Annotated in this window: 20 protein-coding genes; 10 read left to right on the forward strand and 10 right to left on the reverse strand. The window is 60.5% G+C overall.

All coding sequences use genetic code 11. The annotated features are described in order from the left end of the window. Window positions 1-5 precede the first annotated feature (5 nt). A complete protein-coding gene (locus PQQ95_RS30710) occupies window positions 6-2,075 on the forward strand; it encodes an acetate--CoA ligase family protein (protein ID WP_408444541.1) in 2,070 nt (689 codons plus the stop codon). Beyond that, window positions 2,062-2,856 carry an enoyl-CoA hydratase/isomerase family protein gene (locus PQQ95_RS30715; protein WP_408444543.1) on the forward strand — a complete coding sequence of 265 codons (795 nt, stop codon included), beginning with the start codon at window positions 2,062-2,064 and terminating at the stop codon, window positions 2,854-2,856. The genes PQQ95_RS30710 and PQQ95_RS30715 overlap by 14 nt, the downstream gene beginning before the upstream one ends. Here PQQ95_RS30715 and PQQ95_RS30720 read toward each other — a convergent pair. Next, entirely contained in the window at window positions 2,820-3,836 is a 1,017-nt protein-coding gene (locus PQQ95_RS30720; protein WP_408444545.1) for a LysR family transcriptional regulator, read from the reverse strand. The two genes, PQQ95_RS30715 and PQQ95_RS30720, sit on opposite strands and share 37 nt — an antisense overlap. A gap of 239 nt (window positions 3,837-4,075) precedes the next feature. Between PQQ95_RS30720 and PQQ95_RS30725 the strand changes: the two genes are divergently transcribed. The 3 genes from PQQ95_RS30725 (at window position 4,076) to PQQ95_RS30735 (ending at window position 7,596) form a co-directional block, all read left to right on the forward strand. Continuing rightward, the gene (locus PQQ95_RS30725) at window positions 4,076-5,554 is read left to right on the forward strand and encodes an MFS transporter (RefSeq protein ID WP_408444548.1); all 1,479 of its coding nucleotides are present in this window, start codon (window positions 4,076-4,078) and stop codon (window positions 5,552-5,554) included. Between the two features lie 108 nt (window positions 5,555-5,662). Next, the gene (locus PQQ95_RS30730) at window positions 5,663-6,367 is read left to right on the forward strand and encodes an aspartate/glutamate racemase family protein (RefSeq protein ID WP_408444550.1); all 705 of its coding nucleotides are present in this window, start codon (window positions 5,663-5,665) and stop codon (window positions 6,365-6,367) included. Between the two features lie 50 nt (window positions 6,368-6,417). After that, window positions 6,418-7,596, forward strand: coding sequence for a porin (locus PQQ95_RS30735; protein WP_408444553.1), 1,179 nt, complete (start codon window positions 6,418-6,420; stop codon window positions 7,594-7,596). A 521-nt stretch (window positions 7,597-8,117) separates the two neighbouring features. Here PQQ95_RS30735 and PQQ95_RS30740 read toward each other — a convergent pair. Then, a complete protein-coding gene (locus PQQ95_RS30740; RefSeq protein ID WP_408444555.1) occupies window positions 8,118-9,083 on the reverse strand; it encodes an alpha/beta fold hydrolase in 966 nt (321 codons plus the stop codon). Window positions 9,084-9,200: 117 nt separating this feature from the next. On the opposite strand from PQQ95_RS30740, the gene PQQ95_RS30745 reads away from it, so the two are divergent. Continuing rightward, entirely contained in the window at window positions 9,201-10,178 is a 978-nt protein-coding gene (locus tag PQQ95_RS30745; RefSeq protein WP_408444558.1) for a LysR family transcriptional regulator, read from the forward strand. Between the two features lie 32 nt (window positions 10,179-10,210). Here PQQ95_RS30745 and PQQ95_RS30750 read toward each other — a convergent pair whose 3' ends face one another. After that, window positions 10,211-11,197: a zinc-dependent alcohol dehydrogenase family protein gene (locus PQQ95_RS30750; RefSeq protein ID WP_408444560.1), complete on the reverse strand. Its 987-nt coding sequence runs from the start codon at window positions 11,195-11,197 to the stop codon at window positions 10,211-10,213. Between the two features lie 181 nt (window positions 11,198-11,378). Beyond that, a complete protein-coding gene (locus tag PQQ95_RS30755; protein WP_408444563.1) occupies window positions 11,379-12,068 on the reverse strand; it encodes a CBS domain-containing protein in 690 nt (229 codons plus the stop codon). 395 nt (window positions 12,069-12,463) lie between these two features. Between PQQ95_RS30755 and acs the strand changes: the two genes are divergently transcribed. Further along, complete coding sequence (gene acs, locus PQQ95_RS30760) at window positions 12,464-14,440, forward strand: acetate--CoA ligase (RefSeq protein WP_408444565.1); 1,977 nt, start codon at window positions 12,464-12,466, stop codon at window positions 14,438-14,440. A 101-nt stretch (window positions 14,441-14,541) separates the two neighbouring features. Then, window positions 14,542-15,147 (forward strand): acetate uptake transporter, encoded by a 606-nt coding sequence (locus PQQ95_RS30765; RefSeq protein ID WP_408444567.1) that lies wholly within the window; start codon window positions 14,542-14,544, stop codon window positions 15,145-15,147. A gap of 347 nt (window positions 15,148-15,494) precedes the next feature. On the opposite strand, the gene PQQ95_RS30770 is transcribed toward PQQ95_RS30765, so the two are convergent. Continuing rightward, a complete protein-coding gene (locus PQQ95_RS30770) occupies window positions 15,495-15,863 on the reverse strand; it encodes an NUDIX hydrolase (RefSeq protein WP_408444569.1) in 369 nt (122 codons plus the stop codon). A gap of 245 nt (window positions 15,864-16,108) precedes the next feature. On the opposite strand from PQQ95_RS30770, the gene PQQ95_RS30775 reads away from it, so the two are divergent. Then, window positions 16,109-17,029 carry a CHAD domain-containing protein gene (locus PQQ95_RS30775; protein ID WP_408444572.1) on the forward strand — a complete coding sequence of 307 codons (921 nt, stop codon included), beginning with the start codon at window positions 16,109-16,111 and terminating at the stop codon, window positions 17,027-17,029. A 211-nt stretch (window positions 17,030-17,240) separates the two neighbouring features. Here PQQ95_RS30775 and PQQ95_RS30780 read toward each other — a convergent pair whose 3' ends face one another. The 3 genes from PQQ95_RS30780 to PQQ95_RS30790 all read right to left on the reverse strand — a co-directional run bounded on the left by PQQ95_RS30780 (window position 17,241) and on the right by PQQ95_RS30790 (window position 20,860). After that, window positions 17,241-18,074, reverse strand: coding sequence for a hypothetical protein (locus PQQ95_RS30780; RefSeq protein ID WP_408444573.1), 834 nt, complete (start codon window positions 18,072-18,074; stop codon window positions 17,241-17,243). A 165-nt stretch (window positions 18,075-18,239) separates the two neighbouring features. Further along, a complete protein-coding gene (locus PQQ95_RS30785; protein WP_408444576.1) occupies window positions 18,240-18,995 on the reverse strand; it encodes an OmpW/AlkL family protein in 756 nt (251 codons plus the stop codon). A 74-nt stretch (window positions 18,996-19,069) separates the two neighbouring features. Next, a complete protein-coding gene (locus PQQ95_RS30790; protein WP_408444579.1) occupies window positions 19,070-20,860 on the reverse strand; it encodes an acyl-CoA dehydrogenase C-terminal domain-containing protein in 1,791 nt (596 codons plus the stop codon). A gap of 286 nt (window positions 20,861-21,146) precedes the next feature. Here PQQ95_RS30790 and PQQ95_RS30795 point away from each other — a divergent pair, with 286 nt between their 5' ends. After that, the gene (locus tag PQQ95_RS30795) at window positions 21,147-23,885 is read left to right on the forward strand and encodes a winged helix-turn-helix domain-containing protein (protein WP_408444580.1); all 2,739 of its coding nucleotides are present in this window, start codon (window positions 21,147-21,149) and stop codon (window positions 23,883-23,885) included. 28 nt (window positions 23,886-23,913) lie between these two features. Here PQQ95_RS30795 and PQQ95_RS30800 read toward each other — a convergent pair whose 3' ends face one another. Together PQQ95_RS30800 and phaZ are read right to left on the reverse strand one after the other, a co-directional pair. Next, complete coding sequence (locus PQQ95_RS30800; protein WP_408444583.1) at window positions 23,914-25,203, reverse strand: DUF445 domain-containing protein; 1,290 nt, start codon at window positions 25,201-25,203, stop codon at window positions 23,914-23,916. Then, entirely contained in the window at window positions 25,200-26,033 is an 834-nt protein-coding gene (gene phaZ / locus PQQ95_RS30805) for a poly(3-hydroxyalkanoate) depolymerase (RefSeq protein WP_408444585.1), read from the reverse strand. The genes PQQ95_RS30800 and phaZ overlap by 4 nt, the downstream gene beginning before the upstream one ends. Window positions 26,034-26,049 lie beyond the last annotated feature (16 nt).

The following is a 26,049-nucleotide window of genomic DNA, read 5'->3' on the forward strand; positions in this document are numbered from 1 at the left end:
TAGATATGAAAATAAGGAATCCTGTTGAGCCACTATTGCGCCCAAAGTCGGTTGCGATGGTTGGCGCATCTGCGGCGTTGAGCAAAGTTTCTGGCCGCATTCTTGCGACGATGATTAAAGGCAAGTTTGCCGGAAAGATATTCCCCGTCAACCCAGGGTATCAGACCTTACTCGGATTGCCCTGCTATGAGTCATTGGATGCTATTGGACAGCCGGTCGATCACTGTATCGTCGCGTTGCCAGCGCAGGGTGTTCCACAAGTATTGAGCGACTGCCGCCGGCTCGGGATCAGCGCGGCCACAATCATCGCAGCCGGTTACGCAGAACTAGGCGAGGCAGGCAGCAGGTTACAGGCCGAATTAGTAGGCTCCGCTGGCGAGGTGGTCTTCCTTGGGCCGAATTCAATGGGTTTCGCTAATCTGGTCGACGGTCTGTTCGCGACCAGCGTGCCAACGCTTGAACATCAGGTCGGCGTCGGAGATGTGGCGATCGTTTCCCAAAGCGGCGGGCTGGCATACTCCGCCGCCTGGTTCATGGCGCAGGCCAGCATCGACCTGAGCTATCTGGTGATGACCGGAAACGCTGCTGGCGTTTCGTTCGAAAATCTGCTGGAATTTTTTTTCGACGACGAACACACGAAAGTAGTCGTCATGCTGATTGAAAGCGATGCGATCGTGCGGGAGCTGATCGCCACGGTCGAGCGACGCAGCCTGCTCAAACCGGTTGTATTGTTAAAGGTGGGCCGTGGAGCAACCGGCGTGGCAATGGCAAGATCGCACACCGGATCGCTGGCAGGCGACTACCGGGTGACACGGGATTGCGCAGAACAAGCTGGTCTGATCTTCGTGGATGATCTTGACGAAGTGGTCGGCTGTACCAGTTTGCTGCGCCGAGGAATCGGTGCTCCCAATGGCGACGACATCGCCGCGCTCTCGGTGTCGGGCGGCAACGTAGCCCTCTTCGCCGATCAGGCCGATCTCTCGCGGGTACGTTTTGCCGGATTGGCCGACACCACGAAGCGTCGTTTGCGCGAGGTCTTGCCCGATTTCATTGCGGTGCAAAACCCGGTCGACTTGACGACGCAAGGTTACATCGATCCTACCCTGCAGGAGCAGACGATCCGGATCCTTGCGGAAGACGACGGGGTGATGACCATCTTGCCGATCATTACCGCCGCAGCCAACTACCAGCCGACCTGTCGGAGCCTTGCCATGCTCGCGCCGCAGGTGAAGTGCCCACTGATACTGGTCTGGACCGGTGGCAGTTACGACACGGAATCGAGCGGCATTCTGGCCCAGGCCGGCATTCCGGTATTTCACAGCGCAAACCTGCTGATGCGATGTTTTCAAAAGATGAAGGACGCCAACGCGAACACCGCAGCGCAATGCAAGCCGGTCTGGTCCAGCGAGTCCGGCCCAACCACGGCGCTCCGTGAAAGCGACAGTATGCGGTTTCTCGACGAACACGGGGTGCGGGTAGCCCGGTTCGCTACTGCGGATCGCGCCGACCTGGCGGCCGCTGCCGACTTGCTTGGCTATCCGCTGGTGTTGAAAAAAGATCTGTTGGAGACTCACATTTCGGACCGCGGGGGCGTGGTGCTAGACATCCGTAACGCCGTCGAACTGGATGCCGCAGCGGCCAGCCTCCTTGAAGGAGCGGTGGCGCCCCTTATTTTGAGCCAGTTCCGCCCCGGTCTGGAGTTGATCGTCAGCGCGTTTACCCATCCCGTGTTCGGGCCATTGCTGATGACCGGCTCAGGCGGCATCTGGACCGAGGCGCTTGCTGATGTGCAGTTCATTTCGCTGCCAGCCCCGATTACGACGCTTGAGCACGCGCTCAAAAAGACCACCATCGGCAAGATATTGCATGCCGGCGAACGTGGCGCTTCAGGTTTCGCCGCAGCCCTCGATTTGTTGAACCGGGTGGGTGTCTGTTTTCTGACCCATGCCGGGAAAATTACGCAAATCGAAATAAACCCCGTTACCGTCAGCCTCAACGAAGCGCGCGCGGTCGACGCGTCCGTGATCTGGGTGGCGAATACGATACGCGTGGGGAGCATAGATGAACGAGCCTAAAACAGGCGTGAGTTTTACACTGCGAGGACATGCAGGTGTGATCATGATGCACGATGAGGCGCACCACAATGCGCTGTCAACCGTGCAAGTCGCGGCACTGCTGCAGGCCATTTCAAATAGCAGGCAGCTCGGCGCGCGAGTCCTGATCATCGCATCGGGTATCAGGAATTTTTGTGCGGGTGCCGATATCAGCGAGATGCTTGGCGGTAACTGGCTTCGTCCTGGAGCCGCTCCTGCCGATTCGATGACCCCGTTGGCTTTATTCAAGGTGCTTATCGGTGAAGCCCGTCCTGTCATCGCCGCGGTCGACGGATTGGCGCTCGGTGGCGGGCTCGAATTGCTGCTGTCATGCGATCTCGTGCTCGCCTCGGGAAACGCCCGTTTCGCGATGCCCGAAATCGGCCTGGGGGTCATCCCACGCACGGCGCTGGCTCGACTACCCGAGATCGTTGGCCGTCGTAAAGCACTCGAGCTTATTCTGACGCGCCGGCGATTCGATGCGAACGAGGCGCTTGGGATGGGCCTAGTCAATGAGCTTGTCGACAGCACATTGTTGATTGATCGCGCTGTCGCTGTCGCGCACGAGATCGGGACGTGTCCGCCCGCGGCGATCGCTGCGGTCAAAGCCTCACTCGGTCGTGTGGCCCCGGCGGATTGGGCCAGCATCGACGCGTTATTGGGATCGATGGATCCCGCAGAATGGCAGGAGGGATTTTCCGCGTTTCTGACGAAACGATCGCCAGATTATGCGTCGTTCTGGTCGGCCATGCTATGTGCCTGAGGCGCTCCAAACAAGATTGGATCCGGGTGCAGAGATGACGTAGCGGACGATACTTCCAGTACGTCGTGCCGCGGCGATTCAGTTTGCAGCAGGTCGACCAGGAAATCGATAAAGCAGCGCACCCGCCGTGTCAGATGTCGATTGGGCAGGTACAGCAGAAAGAGCGGATAACTGCTAGGCGTATGGCGTGTGAGGATGGGAACGAGTTCACCGCGCGCCATCTGTTCGGCTACATTGACCTGCGCGACGTTGACGATGCCAGAACCTGCAACTGCCGCATCGACCAGCGATTGCACATCGTTCGAGCTCAGTGCCTGCCGTACGGGTACCGCTCGCGTTCTTCCGCATTCAACGAACGACCACTGATTATGCCGGCCAGTGCGTGGGTTGACGAAACTTAGACATCGGTGGTGCACCAGGTCATCCAGTGTTTGCGGGGTGCCGTGGCGGGCTAGATACCGGGGGGATGCGCAGACAACGCTTTCCGCATCACAAAGCTTGCGCGCCACTATGCGTGAATCGGGTGGGCGACCGAAACGCAACGCAACATCGATCGATTCTTCTGCTAAATCGGGGGTGCGGCCGCTCAACTCCAACTCGACCACCAGGTCCGGATTGCGTTCGAGGAATTGCGGGAGCGCCGGTAACACAGCTTTACGTGCGTAGGCTGCCGGCATCTGCACGCGCAAAATGCCGCTCGGCGTGCTGCGCGAGTTGGTGATATGCGCGTCGGCGTCCTCCATCTCGGAGAGGATCATCCGGCATCGCTCGACGTAGACGGCGCCTTCGTCGGTCAGGCTCAGGCCACGGGTCGTACGCTTGACCAGTTGCACACCCAGCCGCTTTTCCAGGCGCGCAATCGAGCGGCTAACGCCAGAGGCCGACATACCGAGCTTGAAGGCCGCATCGGTAAAACTATTGCATTCGGCAACGCGAACCAGAATCACAATAGCGCTGAATTTGTCGTCGCTATAGCTCATTTCAGATCCGATCGGTTGAGTGGCGACAACATCGGCAGCGTCCTGACCCTGGTGCCGACCGGAAAGACGCATCCGGCAAGCCTCGAAACGTAACTCAGTATCACACTAAATTAATGAGGGCGGGTATCGGGAGTCACCCGAGCACAGAGGCCCGAGCGGCCGTCATGTGCCGTGACATACTGTCAAAGATGAAATGCGTCGGAACGTCTTGCTGGTAGCCGGTGTGGTTCCTAAACTCCATGCCAGTAAGAACGATAATCGGCGAGACAGATCCAGTGTTTCCATCCGGATGTCGGCCGAGCGATATCAAAAAAACGATACTAAAAGACGGACATGCCGGTCAGGCGGATGCGTGTAAACGCGGTGCTAAAAATGACAGGGGACAAATTTTGGATATTGCAGAGGTCATAAACCAAAGCCCTGTGAGCCGGCTTCAATACCGGGTGTTCATTTTGTGCTTTGCCGTGTCGTTGCTGGACGGGTTCGATATGTACATCCTTCCCTATGCGGCGCCCGCGGTCTTACGCGATTTTCAGATTTCCCGATCGCTTCTTGGATCACTCATTTCGGCCGGCCTGATCGGTATGACGGTGAGTGGCTTGATTGGTGGAATGTTAGCCGACAAGCTCGGGCGCCGTTCGGTCATTGTTTCGAGCATTTTCATATTCGGCGTGGCGACGCTCGCCAAAGGTTTTATCGGAAGCTATACGGCATTGCTATTGCTGCAGATCGCCAGCGGATTCGGACTGGGCGGTGCGTATATGAACGTAATGGCGCTTACTGCAGAGTATGCGCCGTTGAGAGTACGTCGCTTCGCGGTTACCTGCGTTTCATGTGCTTACCCGCTGGGTGGCATCCTTGCCGGCTATGCAACGGCCGTCATCATCCCGTTGGCAGGGTGGCGCTCGACATTTGTGCTGGGTGGCGCGGTCGCGCTGCTGATCTTTGTCGCATGCTATTTCAGTCTGCCGCACTCAGTTCGACAGTTGGTCCTGATGCGGCACTCACCCCAGCGGGTTCAGGCCATCATGCGCATTATCGCGCCGGCGATCATCGAGCCGACACCGTGGACAAGCACCGAGCAAGACCTGGGCGGCTTGCCGATAAGCGACATTTTCAGACAGGGGCGCGCGTCACTGACCTGTCTTCTCGCGCTGGCGATGCTGATCAGCCTGATGACCGGCTACTTCATCACCAGCTGGTCGCCTACGCTTCTCAACGAGTCCGGGATACCGCTGAGCAAGGCAATCGTCGCCAGCACCATGGGGCAGGCGGGCTCCGTGGCTGGTGCGTTGCTGTGGGGGCGCCTGATCGACCGCGTGTGGCCGCCTGCGATATTTGCCGCTGCGGCGATACTCGCTGCGGTGTTCTACAGCCTGATCGGTCATGCCATCTTTCTTTATCCATTGCTCCTGGTCGTATTCTTCGTGGGCGGCCTCGGCACCGGCGTTACAAGCGCCTATAACGGCTTCACCACGTCCGTCTATCCCACACCGATGCGCGGCACCGCGTTGGGATTCATCCTCGGTGTCGGTCGGGTGGGAGCGATCGTGGGACCGTTGGTGGGCGGGTTGCTGTTAGGGGCTCATTGGCCGGTAACGCAAATGTATTACGTCCCGGCCTCGGCGCTGATCATCGTCGTCATATGCATGCTGCTGCTTAGCTTTCTAAAAGCGTCCAGAACCATTGTGTCGTCAAGTCGACCCTCCGCGGCATAAGGCGTGACAGCGGCGTTGCCGCAGCGCATGCCCGGCGCGTCGATCCGAATGAAAGCATGAATTAAGCGTGAAGTTTCCCATGTCGTGTTCCGGATGGAGATAGGCTAAATGCTCAAAGTCGCTTTTGTAATGGGTCAATATCCTGAGCAGGAATTCAAGCGACGCGCCGATGTTGCGCTGTCGTACGCGTCGGAGGAAGTCCACATTGGCATTTTTAGCACTCAGGGCACGGCCTATGTGCCAGGAAACACACCCGCTTTTCTCGACTCCGCATCATCGGGTTTTGTAGAGGTTTTCCGTGAAGTAGAACGTCAAGGGTATGACGCAGCGGTGCCGCTGGGCGTGCTGGACTTGGGCGTGGACGCAGGCCGTTGCGCGGTCGACATTCCGATCATTGCGCCAGCTGAGGCCATGTTGCACCTCGCGTGCATATTCGGTCACCGATTCGGCATCGTCATGTACCACGAGTCCCGCTTCCCGCTGGTCCACCGCATAGTTGAACGCTATGGAATGCTCGACCGGGTGGCAGGATGGCGCAGCTCAGGATTCGAAGGCCCCGACATCGCGGCGAACAGCGATGCCATGGTCCAGAATTTCGTCGCCGAGTCGAGGTCGTTGATCGAGCAGGATCGGGCTGACGTGATCATTTCGTTCGGTATCACGCAATGTCCGGTTCACATCAAGCCAGCGTGGCTCTCCGCGCAGCTCGGCGTCCCCGTCATGGAAGGGATCGGGGCGCCTCTGCGACTGGCGGCGATGGCGGCACACCTCGGCTTGCGTCACAGCAGGAAGTATTGGCCCAAAATAGGGTGATCAAAAATCGTAAACAAGCTCGATCACGACAATGTCAATTAGGAGGACATATGAAAAATGTGGAGACAAGTATTTTGTTATTCGTGGCCGCGACCTTCTCGGTCCCGGCTCTCGCTCAGTCAAGCGTCACACTTTATGGGTCGATCGACGAAGGTCCTGAATACAATAGCAACGCCGGCGGCAAACAGCTCTACAATTTGACGACTGCCGCGTTGGGAGGGAGTCGCTGGGGTATTCGCGGCGTGGAAGATCTGGGCGGCGGAATGAGCGCATTGTTCAGGTTGGAAAACGGATTTGACGATGGCACCGGCAAGCTCCTGCAAGGCGGCCTGCTATTCGGTCGTCAAGCGTATGCCGGTCTGTCATCCAGCCGCCTAGGCACCATCACGTTCGGGCGTCAATACGATTCTGAAGTCGACTATGTGGGACCGGTTACGGTCGGTGACCAATGGGGCGGCACTATAGGCTCCCACCCAGGTGATCTTGATAATTTCGACAACAGTCAGCGTACTAACAACGCAATAAAGTACTCCAGCCCCGACTACGATGGTTTTACATATGGTGGTCTGTACAGCCTGGGTGGAATTGCTGGCAATGTTACTCGGAATCAGGTTTGGTCATTGGGCGCAGCTTATTCAAATGGACCGCTGGTGCTCGGCGCCGCTTACCTGAACGCACGCAACCCGAACGTCAGTTTCTTTGGCACCAGCTCGTCGGGTACGCTGACCGCCGCCACGAGTAACAATACCAGCCCGGTGTTCAGCGGTTATGCGTCAGCCAATACGTACCAGGTCATCGGTGCCGGTGGCAATTACACCATCGGTGCAACGACGCTTGGGGCCAATTACTCGAACGTCAAATTCCTCAACCTTGGTAATACTGCGGAGAGCGGTCCCAATCCAACCAAATTCTCGGGTGACGCTACGTTCAACAATGTAGAGGTGAGTTTGAAATATCAGTTTACACCGGCACTCCTGGCGGGCGTGGAGTACACGTACACGCGAGGGAGTTCGGTCAACGGCCGAGATCCTGCGCAATATAATCAGGGCACCCTTGGCGTGATGTACAGCCTGTCGAAAAGAACTGACCTGTATATAGTCGCGGTGTACCAGAAAGCATCCGGTGTCGACTCAACTGGCAAACCAGCGGTTGCGGCAATCAACCAGGTGACTGCGTCGAGCAGTGATCGCCAGACTGTGGTTTCGCTCGGATTTCGTCAGAAATTCTAGGCATGCCACTACGTGCGATCGTTCTTCGAAACGGACTAGCGGTCGCGACGCTGAAACGTAGCGTGCGCGCTGCCAATACTTTACTTGCGAACGGTGTAGTAGATGCGTTAATTGTTTTTTCCGACGGTATTCGATCGATCTGCAGCGTGCATATTCAATGGCAATGCCACGCAGCAACGAACGTCAGCCAAGGCCGATGACGCGGCTCCTGCTTTCGGCGATCGAGTAACCGCTTGCTAAGCGAAGCTGCCGTCTGAATGCGCTCACGATGCGTCGGACAAAGCTCGCTTTCTCCTCTTTCCAATCGTCTACAAATAACCGAAGTCAACTATCGTTTACGAGTCGCGAGAAACGCCAATGCGCATCGCGGTCGCGGATACCCGAAAGATATAAGTCACCGCAACCGACGACCCCTTACACATTGGCTTTTATAAACAAAGGCGCCGACGCAGAAACCGCTGCGCGTCTCCCACAGTGCGCATCAACGCCCTTCAAGCTGCACTCACTACCAGCCCGCCCCATCAAAAAAACTTCCGCAGCCGACGCACAAGCCACTCCGGCTGCTCCTCGGCAATGAAATGTCCGCAGTCGGGCACAACGTCACCTTCCAGTAATACCGCACGTCCCTGCAACTGTTCGTGCAAATACGACCGCCATGGCGAATGGTCACCCCCAAGCGCAAGCACCGGCATCGCCACTGACCTGTCATTCGCCGCATTGTCGACCGCATCCTGCGCAAACGCACGATAGTATTCAAAACCCGCCTGCAACGATGCTGGACGCGCGTACGCTGCAGCATATTGCTGGACATCGGCATCGGTAATCGCGTCTTTCTGAAAGGCGTTGTTATAGAACCATTTCAGATACGTTAACTCGCGGCCGGTCACAAGTGCCTCAGGTAAATGCGGAATCGCGTGAAACGCAAAGTGCCAGCGCGGCCACTTCCCTTTGACTATGTCCCAGTCTTTCAGGCCAGGGATCGGATCGTCCATTACCACGAGCCGCGTAAGTTCCGCGGGAAACTGCTGAGCGTACGCATAGGCAATGGATGCACCCAGATCATGACCGACGAGTGCGAAGCGCGAATGCCCGAGTCCGTTCACCAAGGTCCGGATATGCCTGGCAAGACTGCGCTTATCGTAGCCGCCTGACGGTATATCCGAATCGCCGAGCCCGGGCGTGTCGATCGCGATGACGCGAAAGTCCTCGGCCAGCAGCGGCATCACCTTTCGCCACGCCCACCACGTCTGCGGCCAGCCGTGCAATAGCACGACAACGGGGCCTTCCCCGCCTTCGACATAATGCATGCGGAACCCGTCGACCAAGGCATAGCGACTTGCGAAACCCTCCGGTATAACGGCTGCGTGGCGGTCTGCGAGTTCGGCGTGGACATGCGTCGGTGTGTCGACCAGCGACGAAAGCATCAGCCCGGTTGCAAGCCGCCCGAGCATGCGGCGGCGTTGCACAGCTATCTGAATCTGGGTCATAGGCTTACCTGTTGAAATGAGACATTGAACCGTCGCCTTCGGGCCGACAAGCGCGCAAACACGAATAGCGGGTAGTCGGTATGATCTCCAGCATTACGGCGCAATGAAATATTGGCTATGAGCAATCCCAGTTTGTCCGCACGACAAGGAATGTTCGATCTGGAGGACCTGCGGCTCCTCGCCGCGCTAGGCCGGACCAACACGCTGGCGGGCGCGGCGCGCGAGCTGAAACTGAACCATGCCAGTGCGTGGCGACGGTTGAACCACCTCGAGCGCCGGCTCGGTGTGCGGCTCTTCGAGCGCAGCCGGACAGGTTACATCTCGACAGTTGCGGGAAGTGAAGCCATCGGACTGGCAGAGCGGGTGCTGCGTGAGATCGACGAAACTGGGCGCAGGCTCGCCGGGCACGATTCGAGGCCGACAGGAACGGTGCGGCTGACCACCACTGAAGCGCTATTCGGCTTCATCGCGCCTGCCCTTGCGGCATTGCGTCAGTCTCATCCCGGACTGCTTGTGGAGGTACTCGTAACCAACGCATTTTCTACGTTGATGCGTCACGAAGCCGACATCGCGCTACGGCCATCGGCCACGGTGCCGGACGATCTGATCGCACGGCCTCTTGCTACCGTCGCGTCCGCGATCTATGGCGCAGATCGGTATCTTGCGGACAAGGTCGACGCCGATCCACTTGCGCTCGACTGGTTGAGTCCGGACGAAAGCCTCGCCCATCTCGCATCGTCGAAATGGATCGCGACACACGTTGATTCCGCCCGGATCGTGCATCGATCCAATTCACTGCTTGCGTTGCGAGAGGCGGCGGCCACGGGCATGGGTATCGCGCTGTTGCCCTGCTTTCTCGGCGATGCCGACCGGCGGCTACGGCGCATGACACCACCGCTTGCAGCTATCACGTCGACGCTGTGGCTCGTCGGCCATCCTGATCTTCGCCGCATGCCGCGCATTCAAACAGTGGTCAATGCACTCGCAGGCTACGTGTCCGACCATCGCGAGGTGCTTGAGGCTTCCCGTCCGACGCACCATCTACCGCTACAGGCTCTGGAGGACCCGGTACAGCCCGGACCATTGCAGGGGTGAGCGAAAACATGGCGGCTCTACCGAAGATACCGTCAGCGGATCACCAGCACTGCCGCCCCCGTCAGCCTTCCCTCCCGCAGATCGGCAAGCGCCTGGTTGGCCTCGCCCAGCGAATAAGGCGTCGTTTCTATGTCGAGCGAAATCTCCGCGGCCAGATGCATGAACGCAAGCCCGTCTTCGCGCGTGAGATTGGCCACCGACACCACGCGACGCTCGCCCCATAGAAAGTCATACGGAAAAGACGGGATGTCGCTCATGTGAATCCCGCCACACACCACAATGCCGCCCTTCCCCACCGCCTTCAGAGCAATCGGCACGAGCGCGCCGACCGGAGCGAAGAGCAGCGCAGCATCGAGTTCGTGCGGCGCGGCCTCGTTGCTGCTGCCGGCCCACGTCGCACCGAGTCGCAAGGCGAGCTGTTGCGCAGCCATATCGCCATCACGCGTGAAGGCATAAACGGTGCGCCCCTGATGAATCGCGACCTGCGCGACGATATGCGCGGCTGCGCCAAAGCCGTATATACCGATCCGCTGTGCGTCGCCTGCCATGGCCAGCGTGCGATAACCGATGAGTCCCGCGCACAGCAAGGGCGCCGCTTCCACGTCCGAATATCGGTCAGGCAGATGAAAACAGTAACGGCTGTCGGCAACGGTGCGCTCGGCGTAACCGCCGTCGATCGTATACCCCGTGAAACCCGGTTCATCGCACAGATTCTCACGATGAGAGAGACAGTAACGGCAGTGACCGCAGGTATGGCCTACCCATGGCACGCCGACCCGCTCCCCCACATTGAAACCGCTTACTCCGGCTCCCACCGCCGCAATCGTACCGACGATTTCATGGCCCGGGATCACCGGCCGCTTTGGATGAGGCAGTTCGTGGTCAATCAGATGCAGGTCGGTACGGCAAATACCGCATGCGTGGACGTCGATCAACAACTGCCCCGCAGCCGGCACAGGATCTGGAACCTCCAGGTCGCGCAGGGAGCCTACGGTATCGTCGAATACCATTGCGCGCATCTCACACCTCCCTTGCGTGATGGTTGCCGTTGGCACCCATAGTGTATCGCGAGGCATGATTGAACGCCGGGCGCAGATACGGCTAACTAAATATCGTAGACGTCACCGCATTTCGCGCGCTGCCTCGCAAAAATTCATCTCCGCACCTTAGTCGAATGCCGACCGTTTTCGGTGTTGTCCGCTAGATGCCCGGCATTACCGGATAGGGCTCGGTGTGATCTTCCACGCGCTTGACGCCAGGTATGTTTTGCGCCGCCACGCGAACCGCGTCGACGGCTTCTATCGAATGGAAGATGCCCCAGAGATGTACGACTCCGTTGGTGACGACGATATTGCGTCCCGCGAAACTCCACTTACGGCCAGCCAGCTCGCCCATCAACATGGCGCGAATCTCGCTGTCCGAGAGCGTCACATCCGTTGACGGCTCGTCCGGTACGCTTGCCAGCGCCTGCACAAGATTGGCACGGCTCACGATGCCCACAAGCTTTCCGTCCTTTATCACGGGCACGCGTTTGATGCGCCGCGTCTCGAGAATACCGGCCACTTCGCCAAGCGGTGTTTCAGGCTGAACGCTCACCACGCCAGGAGTCATCACATCGCGCACTTTCACCGCATGAGTCTTGATGTAATCTCGTGCCTCATGGCTCACGGACCAGAGATCGAGCCACGACGTTCGCGTGCGCTCGTCGGTACCGATCTCACTGCGGCGAAGCAGATCGCTTTCGCTGATCATGCCGGCAATACGGCCGTCCGAATCGACGACCGGCGCGCCGCTAATACGATTGTCGACGAAAATTCTAGCGACCTCTCGCACAGTCATGTCGGGCGTGACCGATATAACGTTGCTGGTCATGACATCTGATGCGTGCATGGTAAGCCTCCTTAACAGTTAGGATCATTGAATTCATGGTACCGGCCCGTCCCGATCGTCAGCATCCGGCTGCCGGCAAGCCCTCGCATGGTTTGAGATTAGGCCGGCATAGCGTCCTGTCGTTTGACATGGATCATCTCGAAGGCGGCATGACATTCGCCAGCAGTCAATGACGAAGTCATTCTCGCCGCACGTATTGCGATTGATTTGCATCAAGCACCAACCGCTCTTCCCTGCCGTCCTTCTCTTGATTTGCGTCAATCGCACGCTCGTCCCGGCGGTCATAGTTGACCTGCACGCACGCATCTGCACCACGGCCATCAAGAGCCTTCGCTCAAGCGACTCGCCGTTTCAGGCTTCGCCCTATCCTTGACTTTCATGTGAGGAGACACTGGATGTCTACCATCGAGCTTAATCAACTCAACGCTACGGCGCCGCATATCCCCGCGCTCAAGCACGCAACCATCGACGGCATGGATGCTTACCATGCGCTCGTGGCCGAGGCCGAACGCGATCACGAAGCATTCTGGGCACGCCTCGCCAGAGAGCATCTCGAGTGGCGCCGACCATTCACGAAGGTCCTGAACGAGACGAACGCGCCGTTTTATCAATGGTTCGAAGACGGTGAACTCAACGCTTCATACAACTGTCTGGATCGCAACCTCGCTAACGGGCTCGCCGACAAGACGGCGATCGTGTTCGAGGCGGACGACGGCAAGGTCACTCGCGTCACCTACCAGGCGCTCTATCACCGCGTATGCAGACTTGCCAACGCGCTACGTGCGCGTGGTGTGAAGAAAGGCGACCGGGTAGTGATTTACATGCCGATGTCGGTGGAAGGCGTCGTCGCGATGCTGGCGTGTGCGCGCATCGGCGCGCCGCACTCCGTCGTGTTCGGTGGTTTTTCCGCCAAATCGCTGCATGAACGAATGGTCGATGTCGGCGCGGTCGCCGTGATGACAGCCGACGAACAGGTGCGCGGCGGCAAAACACTGCCGCTCAAGACGATCGTCGACGAAGCCCTCGCGATGGGTGGCGCCGAAGCCGTCAAGACAGTCGTCATCTATCGGCGTACGGGTGGCCAGATCCCCTGGATCGCAGGGCGCGACATGTGGCTGCACGAACTCGAACGAGACCAGCCGGATACCTGCGAGCCGGAATGGGTCGGCGCTGAACATCCGCTATTCGTGTTGTACACATCAGGGTCGACCGGCGCGCCCAAAGGCGTTCAGCACAGCACCGGCGGTTATCTGCTGTGGGCCGCCGTGACGATGAAATGGACCTTCGACATCAAGCCGGCCGATGTCTTCTGGTGTACTGCCGATATCGGCTGGATCACCGGTCACACGTATATCTGCTACGGCCCTACCGCCGTCGGTGCAACCCAGGTCATTTTTGAAGGCGTGCCCACCTATCCGAATGCAGGCCGCTTCTGGGACATGATCCAGCGTCATCAGGTCAGCATCTTCTACACCGCGCCGACCGCCATCCGGTCTCTCATCAAGAGCGCCGACGCTGACAGCGCGGTGCATCCTCGCAGCTTCGACCTGAGGAGCTTGCGCATTCTCGGCACGGTCGGCGAACCGATCAATCCAGCCGCATGGAACTGGTACGCCGAACATGTCGGCGGCGGCCGCTGTCCGGTGCTGGACACATTCTGGCAAACCGAAACAGGCGGCCACATGATCTCGCCGCTGCCAGGCGCCACCTCACTCGTGCCCGGATCATGCACGCTGCCGCTGCCTGGCATCGATGCGGCGATCGTCGACGAAACCGGTCACGAAGTGGCCAACGGCCAAGGCGGCGTGCTTGTGATTCGCAAGCCGTGGCCGTCGATGATCCGCACGATCTGGGGTAATCCCGAGCGCTTTCGCAACGGCTATTACCCCGACGAACTCGGCGGCAAGCTGTACCTCGCCGGCGACGGCGCGATTCGCGACCGGGACACAGGCTATTTCACGATCACCGGTCGTATCGACGACGTGCTGAACGTGTCCGGCCACCGCATGGGCACGATGGAAATCGAGTCGGCGCTGGCGGCCAATCCGCTCGTCGCCGAGGCCGCCGTCGTCGGGCGTCCGGACGAAACGTTCGGGGAAGCGGTCGTTGCCTTCATTGTTCTGAAGACGGCGCGACCCACCGGCGCCGAGGCGAAGCGCATAGCGGACGAGTTGCGCGCCTGGGTGGCCACTGAGATCGGTCCGATCGCCAAGCCGAAAGACATCCGGTTCGGCGACGCCATGCCCAAGACGCGGTCCGGCAAGGTCGTGCGCCGCCTGCTGCGTTCAGTCGCGAAAGGCGAAGCGATTTCGCAGGACACGTCGACTGTCGAAAATCCCGCCGTGATTTCCCAGTTCGCCGACTCGATCTGACCGCTTTCAGGTGCTCGATCCTGTTGTGGCCGAAGCGCGGCGCCCGTCTCGAGGACCGCTGCGCAATCGGCTTCTACTTCCGTTTGCTTGAGGAATGAATCATGAATATCAAAGCTCCTAATCCCGCTTCACTCGGCCTCGCCGGTTTTGCGCTGACGACCTGGTTGCTTAGCATGATCAACGCTGGCTGGTTCAGCGGCGAGTCGATGGGCATGGTGCTCGCCGTGGCTTTCGCTTATGGCGGCACGGCGCAGGCGCTGGCCGGACTCATGGAAATACCGCGCGGCAATACGTTCGGCGCGACGGCCTTTCTGAGTTATGGGGCGTTCTGGTGGTCGCTCGCCCTCTTCGTGCTGTTCCTGCACGGCACGGTTCCTGCGACGTTCGTCGGCTGGTATCTGTTCCTGTGGGGCATATTCACGCTTTATATGTGGGTCGCGACGTGGCGTGCACCGCGGGCATTGCAACTGGTGTTTCTGTCTCTGTGGATCACCTTCTTCGTGCTGGCAGCGAGCGAATGGACCGGCTTTGTGTTGCTGCACCACGTGGGCGGCTACCTCGGTCTGCTGACGGCGCTGCTGGCTTTCTACCTGTCGGCGGCGGAGATCATCAACGAAACACATGGGCGCACGGTGCTACCGGTTGGAACCGTGGTTCGGGAGATCGACGTGACTGTAACGGTCACCGAGGGACTCCGTAGCGCGTGAAAGCAGGCGCACTCGAAAATTTCTCAACACCGGCCTACTTTCGTTTCGGCTCAGCGGCCGCGCTGCACGCGCAGCGTGTTTCGATTTGTTTGTCAGTAGAGAAATTCCCTGAGGGCGAACTGGAGCGCGTCGTCCGGTTCGCCCTTCCAGGACGAAAGGAGCAACATCATGAGCGACCTTCTTTCAAGCGCCCGGTCTGCCCGGCAACATCGAACGCCAGCACCGCCAGGCCGCTTCACTTCAGCGGAAAGTCAAAGGCGCGGCTGCCCCACCCAAGTCCGTGCGCTGAAAACCAGATTGCGCGAGCGTTATAGCGGATGGGCAGATAGTAGCGATGACCGGCAAAATCACCGTTTGCTTCTTTGCCCGACTAGCTTGACGATGTCGACCGTAGGCGCGCTGGTCAAGAGACGAGAGATGTCTTCAAGATGGACCCAGCGGCATTTGGAGATTTCGTTACTCGGGCGGGCCTTGGCACGGCTGGAGATTTCGCAGAAAAACACGTGATGGTGCTTCTGCTTGCGACGAATATCGAAGAGAAATCTGGCGGACTTCCCGCAGAGCCGCGTCTCCTCCTTGAGTTCCCGAAGCGCTGCGTCCGAAAGATGTTCTCCGCGCTTCAGGATCCCACCCGGTAGGGCCCATTTCGACTGGCTTCGCGCAACCAGGAGAATGCGCTTGCCTCGGCGACAGATCACGGTGGCGCGTTTCTTCAAACTAAACTCCCACTTTTCCAGTAAAGGTATCTTCGAGGCACGCGCGATGCAACGCCGTGCCAACAGTGTTTGTATCGTGCATCCTAATGCAAAACGGCGGGCGCACGGCCATCTCTTGAAGCGAAAGCGGTTCACACGCGACAAACTACGAAGCGCTTCATCAAATCGTCACATAAATGGTGATAACGAGAACGTCAGTATGGTAATGTCAGGGGCAATATTTTATTGTCCGACTCGAGGCGTCAATGGTAGATATGGATGCTGACTGGCCGTTGCCACGGCCGCTCAGTCTTAACAAGGAAAACAGGCGACCCGCCGTTTCATCGATATCAGACACAGGTTCCGTCGCAAGCACGTTCTCGTCACTGGCGATACCGGTTGTCGCCGAGGCCGTGCAGCGGGCGAAAGGACTGAGCACACATTGCGAAGCTGAAGCATTCCATCAGCTTCGTGTCGCATTCAGAAAGCTGCGTGCATTGTACTGGGCCTATTCTCCCTACCTTGGCGAAGAGGTCACCGCGCAAGCCACTGAAGAGTTCAAGCGCCTTGCGGCGGTCGCCGGTGAGACGCGTGACTGGGATATCGCGGGCGATCTTTTGACAGCCGCGCAGAAGTCACGCGCATCCATGCAACTTCTCGTGGCCGCCACGAGGAACAAGCGGGCACAGGCGGTCGTGCATAGCCAGAGGATGATAAAGAGCGACGATGTCGAGTCGTTCCTGAACGATGTATTGCTTCGGGCGCAAGTGACATTGGCGTCAAGGTGCAATGATCTTCCCATCCAGGGGTTCGCCGAGAATCGCATCCGTCGCGCGCAACGCTCACTCAGGAAACGTAGCAAATACGCATCTCGTAACGAGTCCGTCCACGAGGAAGATCTTCACGATGTTCGCAAGGCCGGCAAAAAACTCAGGTATCTGCTTGAGTTTTTTCAGCCCTTCATCAATGGCGGACATACCCGTACGATAAAAGAACTGGCGTCCGTTCAGAACAAGCTTGGCCAGTTCAACGACATTGCCGCAAGCGAGACCCTGATTCGGGGCACATCATTCGAGAGCGTTCCGCCCGAAGTCGTGCAGGAATCCCTGCAATGGTTAGAAAAGCAGAAGTGCCGGCGAATGCGAGCAGCATCGCAGCGTGTCCGATCCATCGCGAGTGACGTTTGAGGCGAGCGTCCTGGTTGGCCACCTCCAACCTTTCGTCCGGTCTCGACAGGCTAGCAACCAAAATATGTGGAAGTAGCGCCAGTCACAACTACTGAAGTACCGGACTGGGAGGAACCGCCGCGCCATGTATGACACCCGCCTGACTGCAACCCTTGCGTATCGCAACCCGGTCAAGCCAGATTTCACGGCGGCGGCCTGGCACTTCACCCGCTTATCGATCCCCTTTAAGCCTCGCATGGATCCGCGCGATGTCGCCCGCGTGCACCCGATGCAGCGTGCGCATCGCGTGCAAAACGCGGGTTGGTCGCTGTTCGACATCGGCACGCAGGGCCTGGACCGCCTCGTAGAAGTCCGCGCTGACCGCGAACTGCCCATGAAATCGTGCAAGCCGCCCCAGTTCCAGCAGCTGGGCGCTACGTCCCACGCGTGGGAAGCAGATCAGACTGGGAATATCCGCGCCACGCAGGATGAGCAGATAGCGCCAGCGGTGCTCCGGTGTTCGCCCGGCCGGTATCAGTTCGACACTGGCTGCGTCCGGATCGCCCGCCGTCACGAACGCATAGGCCCGGGTCACCCGTTCCGGTGAGTTGCCCGCGAAAAGCATGTAGTGGCCGGCGTTCGCCGCGGAATCTGCCGCTTCGCCCGCACGCTCGCACCGCGGGTACGTGAGCCCGAATATCGACATCAAACGCGAAAGCACGTCGTCGGCCAATGTTCCTTTGCGCGCGAGCCATGCATCGAGCTCAACCTTGGTCACGCCCGCGCGACTTGCGACAGCCAGCCACGGTTCGGGCCAGCAGCCGAGCAACGCGGAGACGATTTCAGCGGCGTTGTCATCCCGCCCGGCAGCCACGTTGGGAGTGGACGCATTACCGCCGGCAGGGCGCTCACCGGGAACGCCGCACTGCCCCCGATACGCAGTGACGCTGCGCTCTGCAACACGCGTTACCGGCACGGCAGGCGCATGCCTGCCTGTGTCCACCGCTGAAGCATGAAATCGCGAGCCGACGCCGCGAAAAAATCGCAGCGCAGCGGGTTCACCCATCTTGCCTCGCAGGTCAAGACGTAATTTAGGAGCATCGATCCGCATAGCCGTATGGTCCTCATCAGCCAGAACCGGAATCCGATATCGTCCCGGTATGTCTATGATCGACGCAAACCCAGTCCGAAACCATCCCCTGTAAGGGGGAACGCTCTCGCGCGATTTCGCTTAAAACCGGTACCCGATCCCCACGAATGCGATCCACGGGTTCGCCACGATATGCGTTTTGTTCGACAGCACCGTCTCGCCGTTGGCAGCCACGGCATTGACCGTCGCATTCGTTTTGAGCGGCAGGTAAGTCATCGATGCAGTCGCGTACCAGTTCTTGCTGAAGTTATAGGAGGCACCGACGTTGAACGCCGGGTTCCATGACGAACTGAGCGAGGTATCGACCTTGCCGCCCGGCCCCGCCACCTGCTGCAACGCGCCGCTGAAGGTGGGATTGAGTTCGGTATGCGAGTACCACGTGTAATTCACGCCGACACCCACGAAGGGACGCACCTTCGCCTCCGGACGGCCAAAGAAGTACTTGACGAAGAGAATCGGTGGCCATGACCGCGTGGTCGCAAGCGGCTGCAGATTGCCGAGATCGAGTTTCGGACCGCCGGGACCGAACGGCGCCACGGCGCCTTGCGCATAGAGCTTGAGCTTGGGCGGAATACCCGAAGCCAGATCCAGTGCAATGTTGTCGGTGATGAAGTACGTGAATGCGAGTTCAAGGGTGGCCGTATTGTGGATCTGTCCACCCGTTCCCGGCGACGTAAAGTTGCCCGCAGCGGAACTGCTCTGCAACGGCGTCGCGGACGAACCGCCGAAGTCGAGCCAGGCGCCTCCCACACTGGTGACCATACTGCCGGCGCTCTGAGCCATCGCATTAGAGCAGAGCGCGCCCGAAATGAGCGCAAGGCATGTAATTTTTTTCATGGTCTCGTCTGTTATTTAGTTCGTCATACCTATCAATGTGTTCATACCGGATCGCCTGGCGATCGCAGTACGGCTCAGAGTGCTTCTGCGGCGAAACTGTTGGCACTTGAAGCGCCACTGCGCACCGATTCGAGCAGCGCCTGCGTTTTCGGCAGGATCTTGTCGGCGTAGTAACGTGCGGTGGCAAGCTTGCCGCGGTGGAAATCCGGGTCTTCGTTCGCGGCGCTTTTCTTCGATGCCACGAGCGCCGCCCGCCCCATCTGCCACCCGCCGCATACGTAGCCGGCGAGCATCAGATAGTCGACGGAGCTGGCAAGCGCGGCGTCCGGCTGGCTCGCCAGTGCCTGCAGCATCCAGGCGGTGGCGTCGTCGAGCGCCTGCACGCTGGCGGTCAAGGCCGCGCCAATCGCCGTCACCTGCGCGTCCGTGCTGTGCGCGAGTTCGTGGGCGGTCTCACGCATCTGCGCGATCAGTTCCCTCATCGCCGCGCCGCCATCCGCCGCGAGCTTGCGGCCCGCAAGATCCGCTGCCTGAATACCTGTCGTGCCTTCGTAGATCGGTGCAATGCGCGCGTCGCGCAGGAACTGGCAGGCGCCCGTTTCTTCGATGTAACCCATCCCGCCATGCACCTGCACGCCGAGCGACGCAATCTCGACACCCAGTTCCGTGCACCATGCCTTCAGCACCGGAATCAGCAGATCGACACGCGCCTGCCGGCGGGCGCGCTCCGCTTCATCGGGATTGCGGTGAGCATGGTCCATATCCGCGGCCATGACGTAGGCGAACGCGCGCATCGCTTCGATCTGCGACTTCATCGTCATCAGCATGCGCCGCACGTCCGGGTGATGAACGATCGCGACGGCGTTCGGCGATTTGCTGCCCGCGAGCCGCCCTTGCACGCGTTCCATTGCGTACTCGCGGGCCTGCTGGTACGCGCGCTCCGCGATCGCGAGACCCTGGATACCCACCTTCTGGCGCGCCTCGTTCATCATCGTGAACATATGCGCGAGCCCCTTGTTCTCCTGCCCCACGAGATAGCCGATCGCCCCGCCGTGATCGCCGAAGCTCATCACGCAGGTCGGGCTCGCATGGATGCCGAGCTTGTGTTCGAGCGACACGCAGTGCACGTCGTTGCGCTCCCCAATGGAGCCGTCGGCGTTGAGCAGAAACTTCGGCACCAGAAAGAGCGAGATGCCCCGCACGCCCTCGGGTGCGTCCGGCGTACGAGCGAGAACGAGGTGGATCACGTTCTCCGTCATATCGTGATCGCCCCACGTGATGAAAATCTTCTGGCCGGAAAGGCGATAGTGATCGCCTTCCGGCACCGCCTTCGTACGCACGGCGGCGAGATCCGAGCCTGCCTGCGGTTCGGTCAGGTTCATGGTGCCCGTCCACTTGCCGCTCACGAGATCGGGCAGATAGCGTGCCTTGAGCGCATCGGAACCGTGGTGCCTCAATGCTTCCGTGGCGCCCGCCGTCAGCAGCGGACACAGCGCGAATGCCATGTTCGATGCATTCCACATTTCGACGGTGGCCGCATGCAGCACCTCGGGCAATCCCTGGCCACCGAATTCCGGGTCGCCGCTCAATCCCGTCCAGCCGCCTTCGACGAACTGGCTGTAGGCGCCCGCAAAGCCGTCCGCCGCGATCACGCCGTCGCCCGTCAGGCGTGCGCCCTGTGCGTCGCCGGGCTTGTTGAGCGGCGCGAGCACTTCGGTCGCGAGCTTCGCGGCTTCATCGAGTACCGCCTCGGCGAGTTCGGGTGTGGCCTCCTCGAAGCCCGGCAGCGCGGACACCGCATCAAGGCCGGCCAGTTCCGTCATCACAAAGCGCATGTCGCGCAGCGGGGCAATATAGGTGCTCATCGTTGATTCCTGCATCAGTTCCGTTGAAGGGTGTCGGGTCAGGCGCTTGCCCAGTGCAGCTCACTGGACTGAAGGCGCTTCGATGCGCTCGATATGCCCTCTTTCAAGGTCGTTGGGCGTATCATTTCCTGAGCAACACATCGTTGTCCGGCTGCAGGAAGTCGATCTCATCGGTTGATTCCATGATGCCCGGGCGTGATGCGGTGCAATATCCCCCGTACAGGGGAGCGCGATCGCATGGATGGGGAACGGCAGTCAGGGTCAACCCGAACGCCTGGAGCACTCAATGCACGTGATAGAAGCAAAGCCCCCGGCAAGGCCGCCTCTTTTCCTCGCCACGAAGGTCTTGCCGCCGCGCCTGCCCACCGGCCTGATCGAGCGGCCACGGCTCGTCGCCCTCGCCGAACAGGCGGAATCCAGACGGCTCACCCTCATCAAGGCGCCTGCCGGCTTCGGCAAAACCTCGCTCGCGCTCATGTGGATCAAGCAGTTGCATGCAGACGGCGCACGCGTCGCGTGGCTTGCGCTCGATATCGAGGACGACGAGCCCGCGCGCTTCTTTCACCATCTGGCGCGGGCCTTGCACAACGCCTGCGCGAGTGTCGGCGCGTCCGCCATCACCATGACGGCGGAGGCTTCGCTCGTGCCGGCGCAGTCGGTCGTATCGACGCTGATCAACGAGCTCGTCGATGTCGACGACGAGGTCTATCTGTTCCTAGACGACTATCACCTGATCAGCCTGCCTGCCATTCACGAGGCGATGTCGTGGTTCATCGCGAACGCGCCGTCGAACGTGCACGTCGTGGTCTGCACGCGCACCGATCCGCCGCTGCCGCTCGCGAGACTCGCCGCAAAGAACGAACTGCTCGAAGTCGACGCCTCGACGCTGCGTTTCAATCTCGACGAAACACGCAGCTTCGTCGAACACGAATACCCCGGCAGGCTGAAGGCGGCCAGCGTGAAATCGCTGTTCGACAGCACCGAAGGCTGGGCCGCGGCGCTCCGTATATCGGCCTCGGCGCTTTCGCGTGACGCAGGCAGGACGGCCTCGGACGTGAGCACGCCGTCCGGTGCTTCGCGGCCGTTTGCGGCCTACCTCGAAGACATGCTCAAGCGCCTTCCGGCTGAGATGGTCGGGTTCATGCTGCGCACCTCGATACTCGATCGCCTGACGGCTTCGCTATGCGAGGCCGTCACCGGCGTCGCGGAAGAAGATGGCATGCTCGACGCGATCGCGGCACGCCAGTTGCTGCTCGAACCGCTCGACATCGAAGGGCACTGGTTCCGCTATCACCCCCTGATGGGCGAGTATCTGCATCACCGGCTCGAAACGCGCCATCGCGACGAGGTAGCCGAACTGCATCGCCGTGCCTGCCAGTGGTACGCCGACCACGCGCTGTGGACAGACGCGGTCCGGCACGCCATCGCAGCGGGCGATACGGAGCGGGCCGTCGCGCTGATCGGCCACTGCGCGATGTCGCTCGTCACGCAGGGCGACCTGCTCACCCTACTCGGCTGGCAGCGGCAGTTCCCCGCGCATCTGATGCGCGGACAGATCAAGATCAGGCTCGCGATCGCATGGGGGATGGCGCTTGCCCTGCGCTTCGACGAAGCACTGCCGATGCTGGACGCCGCCGAACGCGACACAGACAGCGACATCAGCGCAAGAAACGCTGCGGAGGACATCCATTGGGAATGCCAGGCAATCCGCTCCGTGGTAGCAGCACTGCAGGACGATCCAGCGCGTGCGCTGCCAATCGCGCAGGCCTGCCTCGAACGGCCCTCGACCGACAAGTGGACCACCAATGTCGCTTCCAACGTCGTGCGCTTCGGGCACTGGAAAGCGGGCAACCTCGGGGCGCTGTACGCCACGCCGTGGGTCCCCTATTCGATCGAGGAAGACCAGCGCAACGTGTTCGCTTCAGTCTACCGCCTGTGCCTGCTCGGACACGCGGAAATGCAGCAGATGCATTTCACGCTGGCCGAGCGCTACTTCAACGAATCGATCCAGCTGGCCGAACGTCACGCCGGTCCGAAGTCTATCTCGGCCGCGTTATGCGCGCCGATGATTGCGCAGATCTGGTACGAGATGGGACGACTCGACGAAGCCGAAGCATTGCTGGCCGACCTGATGCCGGTGATCGATCTCGCGGTGCTGCTCGATAGCACGTTCATTGCCTATCGTGTGCTGGTGCGCATCGCCATTGCGCGCGGCAACACGCGGCAGGCCTATGCGCTGCTCGATCACGCCGAGGCGCTGGCCTATTCGCGCCACTGGGAACGGATGAAGGCCGGCGTACTCGTCGAACGCGCGCGGCTCTATCTAAGGGAAGGGAGGAGCACCGAAGCCGCGGCCTGTGGGGCGCAGCTGGATCAGCTGGTGGCCTCGTATGCCGCAGCCGGCCGCGCGTTGTCACCCGAGATCGAAACCTTTCATGCGACCGCGGTGGCGTGGCTCGCCATCGCGCAGAACCGCATGGAAGACGCGGTCGGATCGCTGACGTCCGCTATTCGAAGCGTCGAAAACCGGCATAACGACTACCTCGCGTTTCGCCTGCGCACCGTGCTTGCGCTCGTCTGGCTGCGCGCGAACGAACCGGCCCGCGCGGTTGCGATGTTTCGCGACGTCCTCAATGCGAGTCGCGACATCTACCGTTCGATTCTCGACCAGGGGCCGGAAATCGGGCAGCTCCTGCGCGCCGTGCGCGACGACACACGCACCACGCCGCAACCCAGAGAAATGGTCGCGTATATCGATCGTCTGCTCGACGGCTGGCGCGCGCTATACGATCCCGCGGCGAAATCCGCACGCGAGGTGGAGCGCGAAGCGTTGAGCGCACGCGAACGCGGCATCGTCGAGCTGATTGCCCAGGGGCAGTCGAACAAGGAGATCGCGCGCAGCCTTGGGATTACGCCTGAGACCGTCAAGACGCACGTCAAGAACATCTTCGTGAAGCTGGGGGTCGACAAGCGTGCGCAGGCCGTTGCCCGAGCCCAGGCATTGGGGCTCGTCGCGGCGGGTTGACGTTCGGCCCAGCTTGCGAGGCACCGCTTCAGCGCGCGACGGCCAGCGCGAGGGCGTGCAGCAGCAAACCGACCATGCCGCCCACCAATGTCCCATTGATCCGCACAAACTGAAGGTCGCGACCCATTTCGGCTTCGATCTTCCGGCTCACTTCCTCGGCATCCCAGCTCTTCACGACCTCGGTAATCAGCGCGGACAACTGGCGCCCATAACGCACGACAAGCTCGTGCGCAAGCGCGAGCCACCACGCATTCAGCTTGTTTTGAATGGCGGCTTCGCGGCTCACGCGTTCGCCGAGCGAAGCGAGCAGACTCGCCAGCACATCGCGCATCGCAGTCTGCCCCTGACCCGGTTCCCCGAGCAAGCGCGTGCGCACATGATCGAGCAGCACGCGACAGTAGTTTCCCCGCCTGAAATGGCGAATACAGTCGCGCATCAACAACTTGCCGAAGCGGCGATGCACGGGCGACGTCTGCAACTTTACGATCAGTTCCTGCAAGGCCTCGTCGAACTGCAGGCGAAGCGCATGGTCCGGGCTCGCCGCCACTTCATGCAGCAACGCAATGATGCCTTCGACGAATTTTCTGACAATGTACGCATCGAGTGGTGCGGGCGTGTACCGCGACGCCTCGCTGAAGCGGGCCTTGATCATCTCCACGTTCGCCGTCAACCAGCGTTCGAGCGCGGCGAGTCCGTGATCGAGCAAGGGCTGATGCCGGTCGCCTTCGGTCAGGACCTTGAGCGCATCACCCGCCACATGCGAGATATCGAGCGTACGCAACTGCGGGATCACGAGGCGATCGAGCAGCCACTCGACATCTTTTTCGCCGATCCCGTCGAGCAGCACCGCAAGCGAATCCGCCACGGCATCGGCGATCGCTTCGCTGTTCTTGCGTTCCGCGAGCCAGCGGGCAAGCGCCTGTGCAGTGTTGTGCTCCCGCAGCCGTCCGACGACCAGTTCCGGCGCGAGAAAATTCTCTTCGATGAAGCGACCGAGGTTCTCGGCAATGCGTTGCTGGTTGCGCGGAATGATCGCCGTATGCGGCATGCGCAGCCCCACAGGATGACGGAACAGCGCGACGACGGCATACCAGTCCGCGATTGCGCCCGCCGTGCCTGCCTCCGCAAACGCGCGCGGCCACGCAAGCCAGGCATACCCGGGCTGCCAGACCACGCACACGAGCAGCAGCGCAATCATGAGCGCCAGCAGGCACGTCGCCGTCACGCGCATGCGCTGCAGACCTTTGATCTTGCGTAGATCGCGTACGCTCGCCGATGCAGTCCGCGCACCTGCCCCGCCGTCCGCGAAGAACCTCAACTTGCCTCCTGCCGGAGAAACCGTCGCACCACCGGCGCGACGTCGCTCGCACGCGAGATCAGAAACAGGTGGCCGTCGTCGATCACATGGAGCGTCGCATCACGGATACGCGCAGCCAGAATCTTCGCGTTGGTGAGCGGCACGATCGGGTCGTCGCTGCCGTGCATGACGAGCGTTTTCTGGCGCAACGCACCGAGCCACGGCAGGCTGCTCCAGCCCGACATGGCCAGCAGCTGATACAGGTAGCCACGGCCGCGCGGCGCCTGAATGTGACGGCTATGCTCCTTCAGCAGCGCCGGATTCCGACGGTAAGCGCCCCCATACAGGTCCGCGCCGATCTGCTGCATATAGGCCGGATCGAAATAGCGGCGCGGCCCGATCATTTTAGACAGCACCGAGAGCTTGCCCGGCACCATGATGACGCCGGGCGAAGTGGCCGCCAGGATCAGCCTGCGGCAGCGCGCCGGGTACAGACGCGCGAACTGCTGTGCGAGCGCCCCGCCCCACGATACGCCGAGCACATCGACAGCGCCGTGATGGCCGAGCCTCGTCAGCAGTTTGTCGGCCAACACCGACAACGTCGAAAAACGGTACGGCACGACCGGCGCGGGCGAGCCACCCACACCGGGAATGTCGAAGATGATGACGCTCACATCTTCGAGCGCCCTGACGAACGGCTCCACCAGTTCGAGGTTGGCGCCGATGCCATTGAAAATGAGGAGCGGCGGCGAAGCATCGCTGCCGCGCCAGGTTGCGACACGCAGCGTCTGCCCGTCCAGATCGACTAGCTGGACGGACATGCTGCAATCAGACTCGAGGCTCGTGTGCATCTTATTTTCCGGATGA

Source organism: Paraburkholderia caffeinilytica (assembly GCF_046030355.1).
In the GTDB taxonomy this organism is placed as follows: Bacteria; Pseudomonadota; Gammaproteobacteria; order Burkholderiales; family Burkholderiaceae; genus Paraburkholderia; species Paraburkholderia caffeinilytica_B.

What these genes read in the sequence shown, in the direction of transcription:
- PQQ95_RS30740 (WP_408444555.1), bottom strand. Translation starts at nt 9,083, where the DNA reads ATGACCCAGATTCAGATAGCTGTGCAACGCCGCCGCATGCTCGGGCGG.
- PQQ95_RS30795 (WP_408444580.1), top strand. Translation starts at nt 21,147, where the DNA reads ATGCACGTGATAGAAGCAAAGCCCCCGGCAAGGCCGCCTCTTTTCCTC.
- PQQ95_RS30780 (WP_408444573.1), bottom strand. Translation starts at nt 18,074, where the DNA reads ATGGGTGAACCCGCTGCGCTGCGATTTTTTCGCGGCGTCGGCTCGCGA.
- PQQ95_RS30720 (WP_408444545.1), bottom strand. Translation starts at nt 3,836, where the DNA reads ATGAGCTATAGCGACGACAAATTCAGCGCTATTGTGATTCTGGTTCGC.
- PQQ95_RS30730 (WP_408444550.1), top strand. Translation starts at nt 5,663, where the DNA reads ATGCTCAAAGTCGCTTTTGTAATGGGTCAATATCCTGAGCAGGAATTC.
- PQQ95_RS30750 (WP_408444560.1), bottom strand. Translation starts at nt 11,197, where the DNA reads ATGCGCGCAATGGTATTCGACGATACCGTAGGCTCCCTGCGCGACCTG.
- phaZ (WP_408444585.1), bottom strand. Translation starts at nt 26,033, where the DNA reads ATGCACACGAGCCTCGAGTCTGATTGCAGCATGTCCGTCCAGCTAGTC.
- PQQ95_RS30715 (WP_408444543.1), top strand. Translation starts at nt 2,062, where the DNA reads ATGAACGAGCCTAAAACAGGCGTGAGTTTTACACTGCGAGGACATGCA.
- PQQ95_RS30735 (WP_408444553.1), top strand. Translation starts at nt 6,418, where the DNA reads ATGAAAAATGTGGAGACAAGTATTTTGTTATTCGTGGCCGCGACCTTC.
- PQQ95_RS30745 (WP_408444558.1), top strand. Translation starts at nt 9,201, where the DNA reads ATGAGCAATCCCAGTTTGTCCGCACGACAAGGAATGTTCGATCTGGAG.
- PQQ95_RS30790 (WP_408444579.1), bottom strand. Translation starts at nt 20,860, where the DNA reads ATGAGCACCTATATTGCCCCGCTGCGCGACATGCGCTTTGTGATGACG.
- PQQ95_RS30755 (WP_408444563.1), bottom strand. Translation starts at nt 12,068, where the DNA reads ATGCACGCATCAGATGTCATGACCAGCAACGTTATATCGGTCACGCCC.
- PQQ95_RS30785 (WP_408444576.1), bottom strand. Translation starts at nt 18,995, where the DNA reads ATGAAAAAAATTACATGCCTTGCGCTCATTTCGGGCGCGCTCTGCTCT.
- PQQ95_RS30765 (WP_408444567.1), top strand. Translation starts at nt 14,542, where the DNA reads ATGAATATCAAAGCTCCTAATCCCGCTTCACTCGGCCTCGCCGGTTTT.
- PQQ95_RS30725 (WP_408444548.1), top strand. Translation starts at nt 4,076, where the DNA reads ATGCCAGTAAGAACGATAATCGGCGAGACAGATCCAGTGTTTCCATCC.
- PQQ95_RS30775 (WP_408444572.1), top strand. Translation starts at nt 16,109, where the DNA reads ATGGTAGATATGGATGCTGACTGGCCGTTGCCACGGCCGCTCAGTCTT.
- acs (WP_408444565.1), top strand. Translation starts at nt 12,464, where the DNA reads ATGTCTACCATCGAGCTTAATCAACTCAACGCTACGGCGCCGCATATC.
- PQQ95_RS30710 (WP_408444541.1), top strand. Translation starts at nt 6, where the DNA reads ATGAAAATAAGGAATCCTGTTGAGCCACTATTGCGCCCAAAGTCGGTT.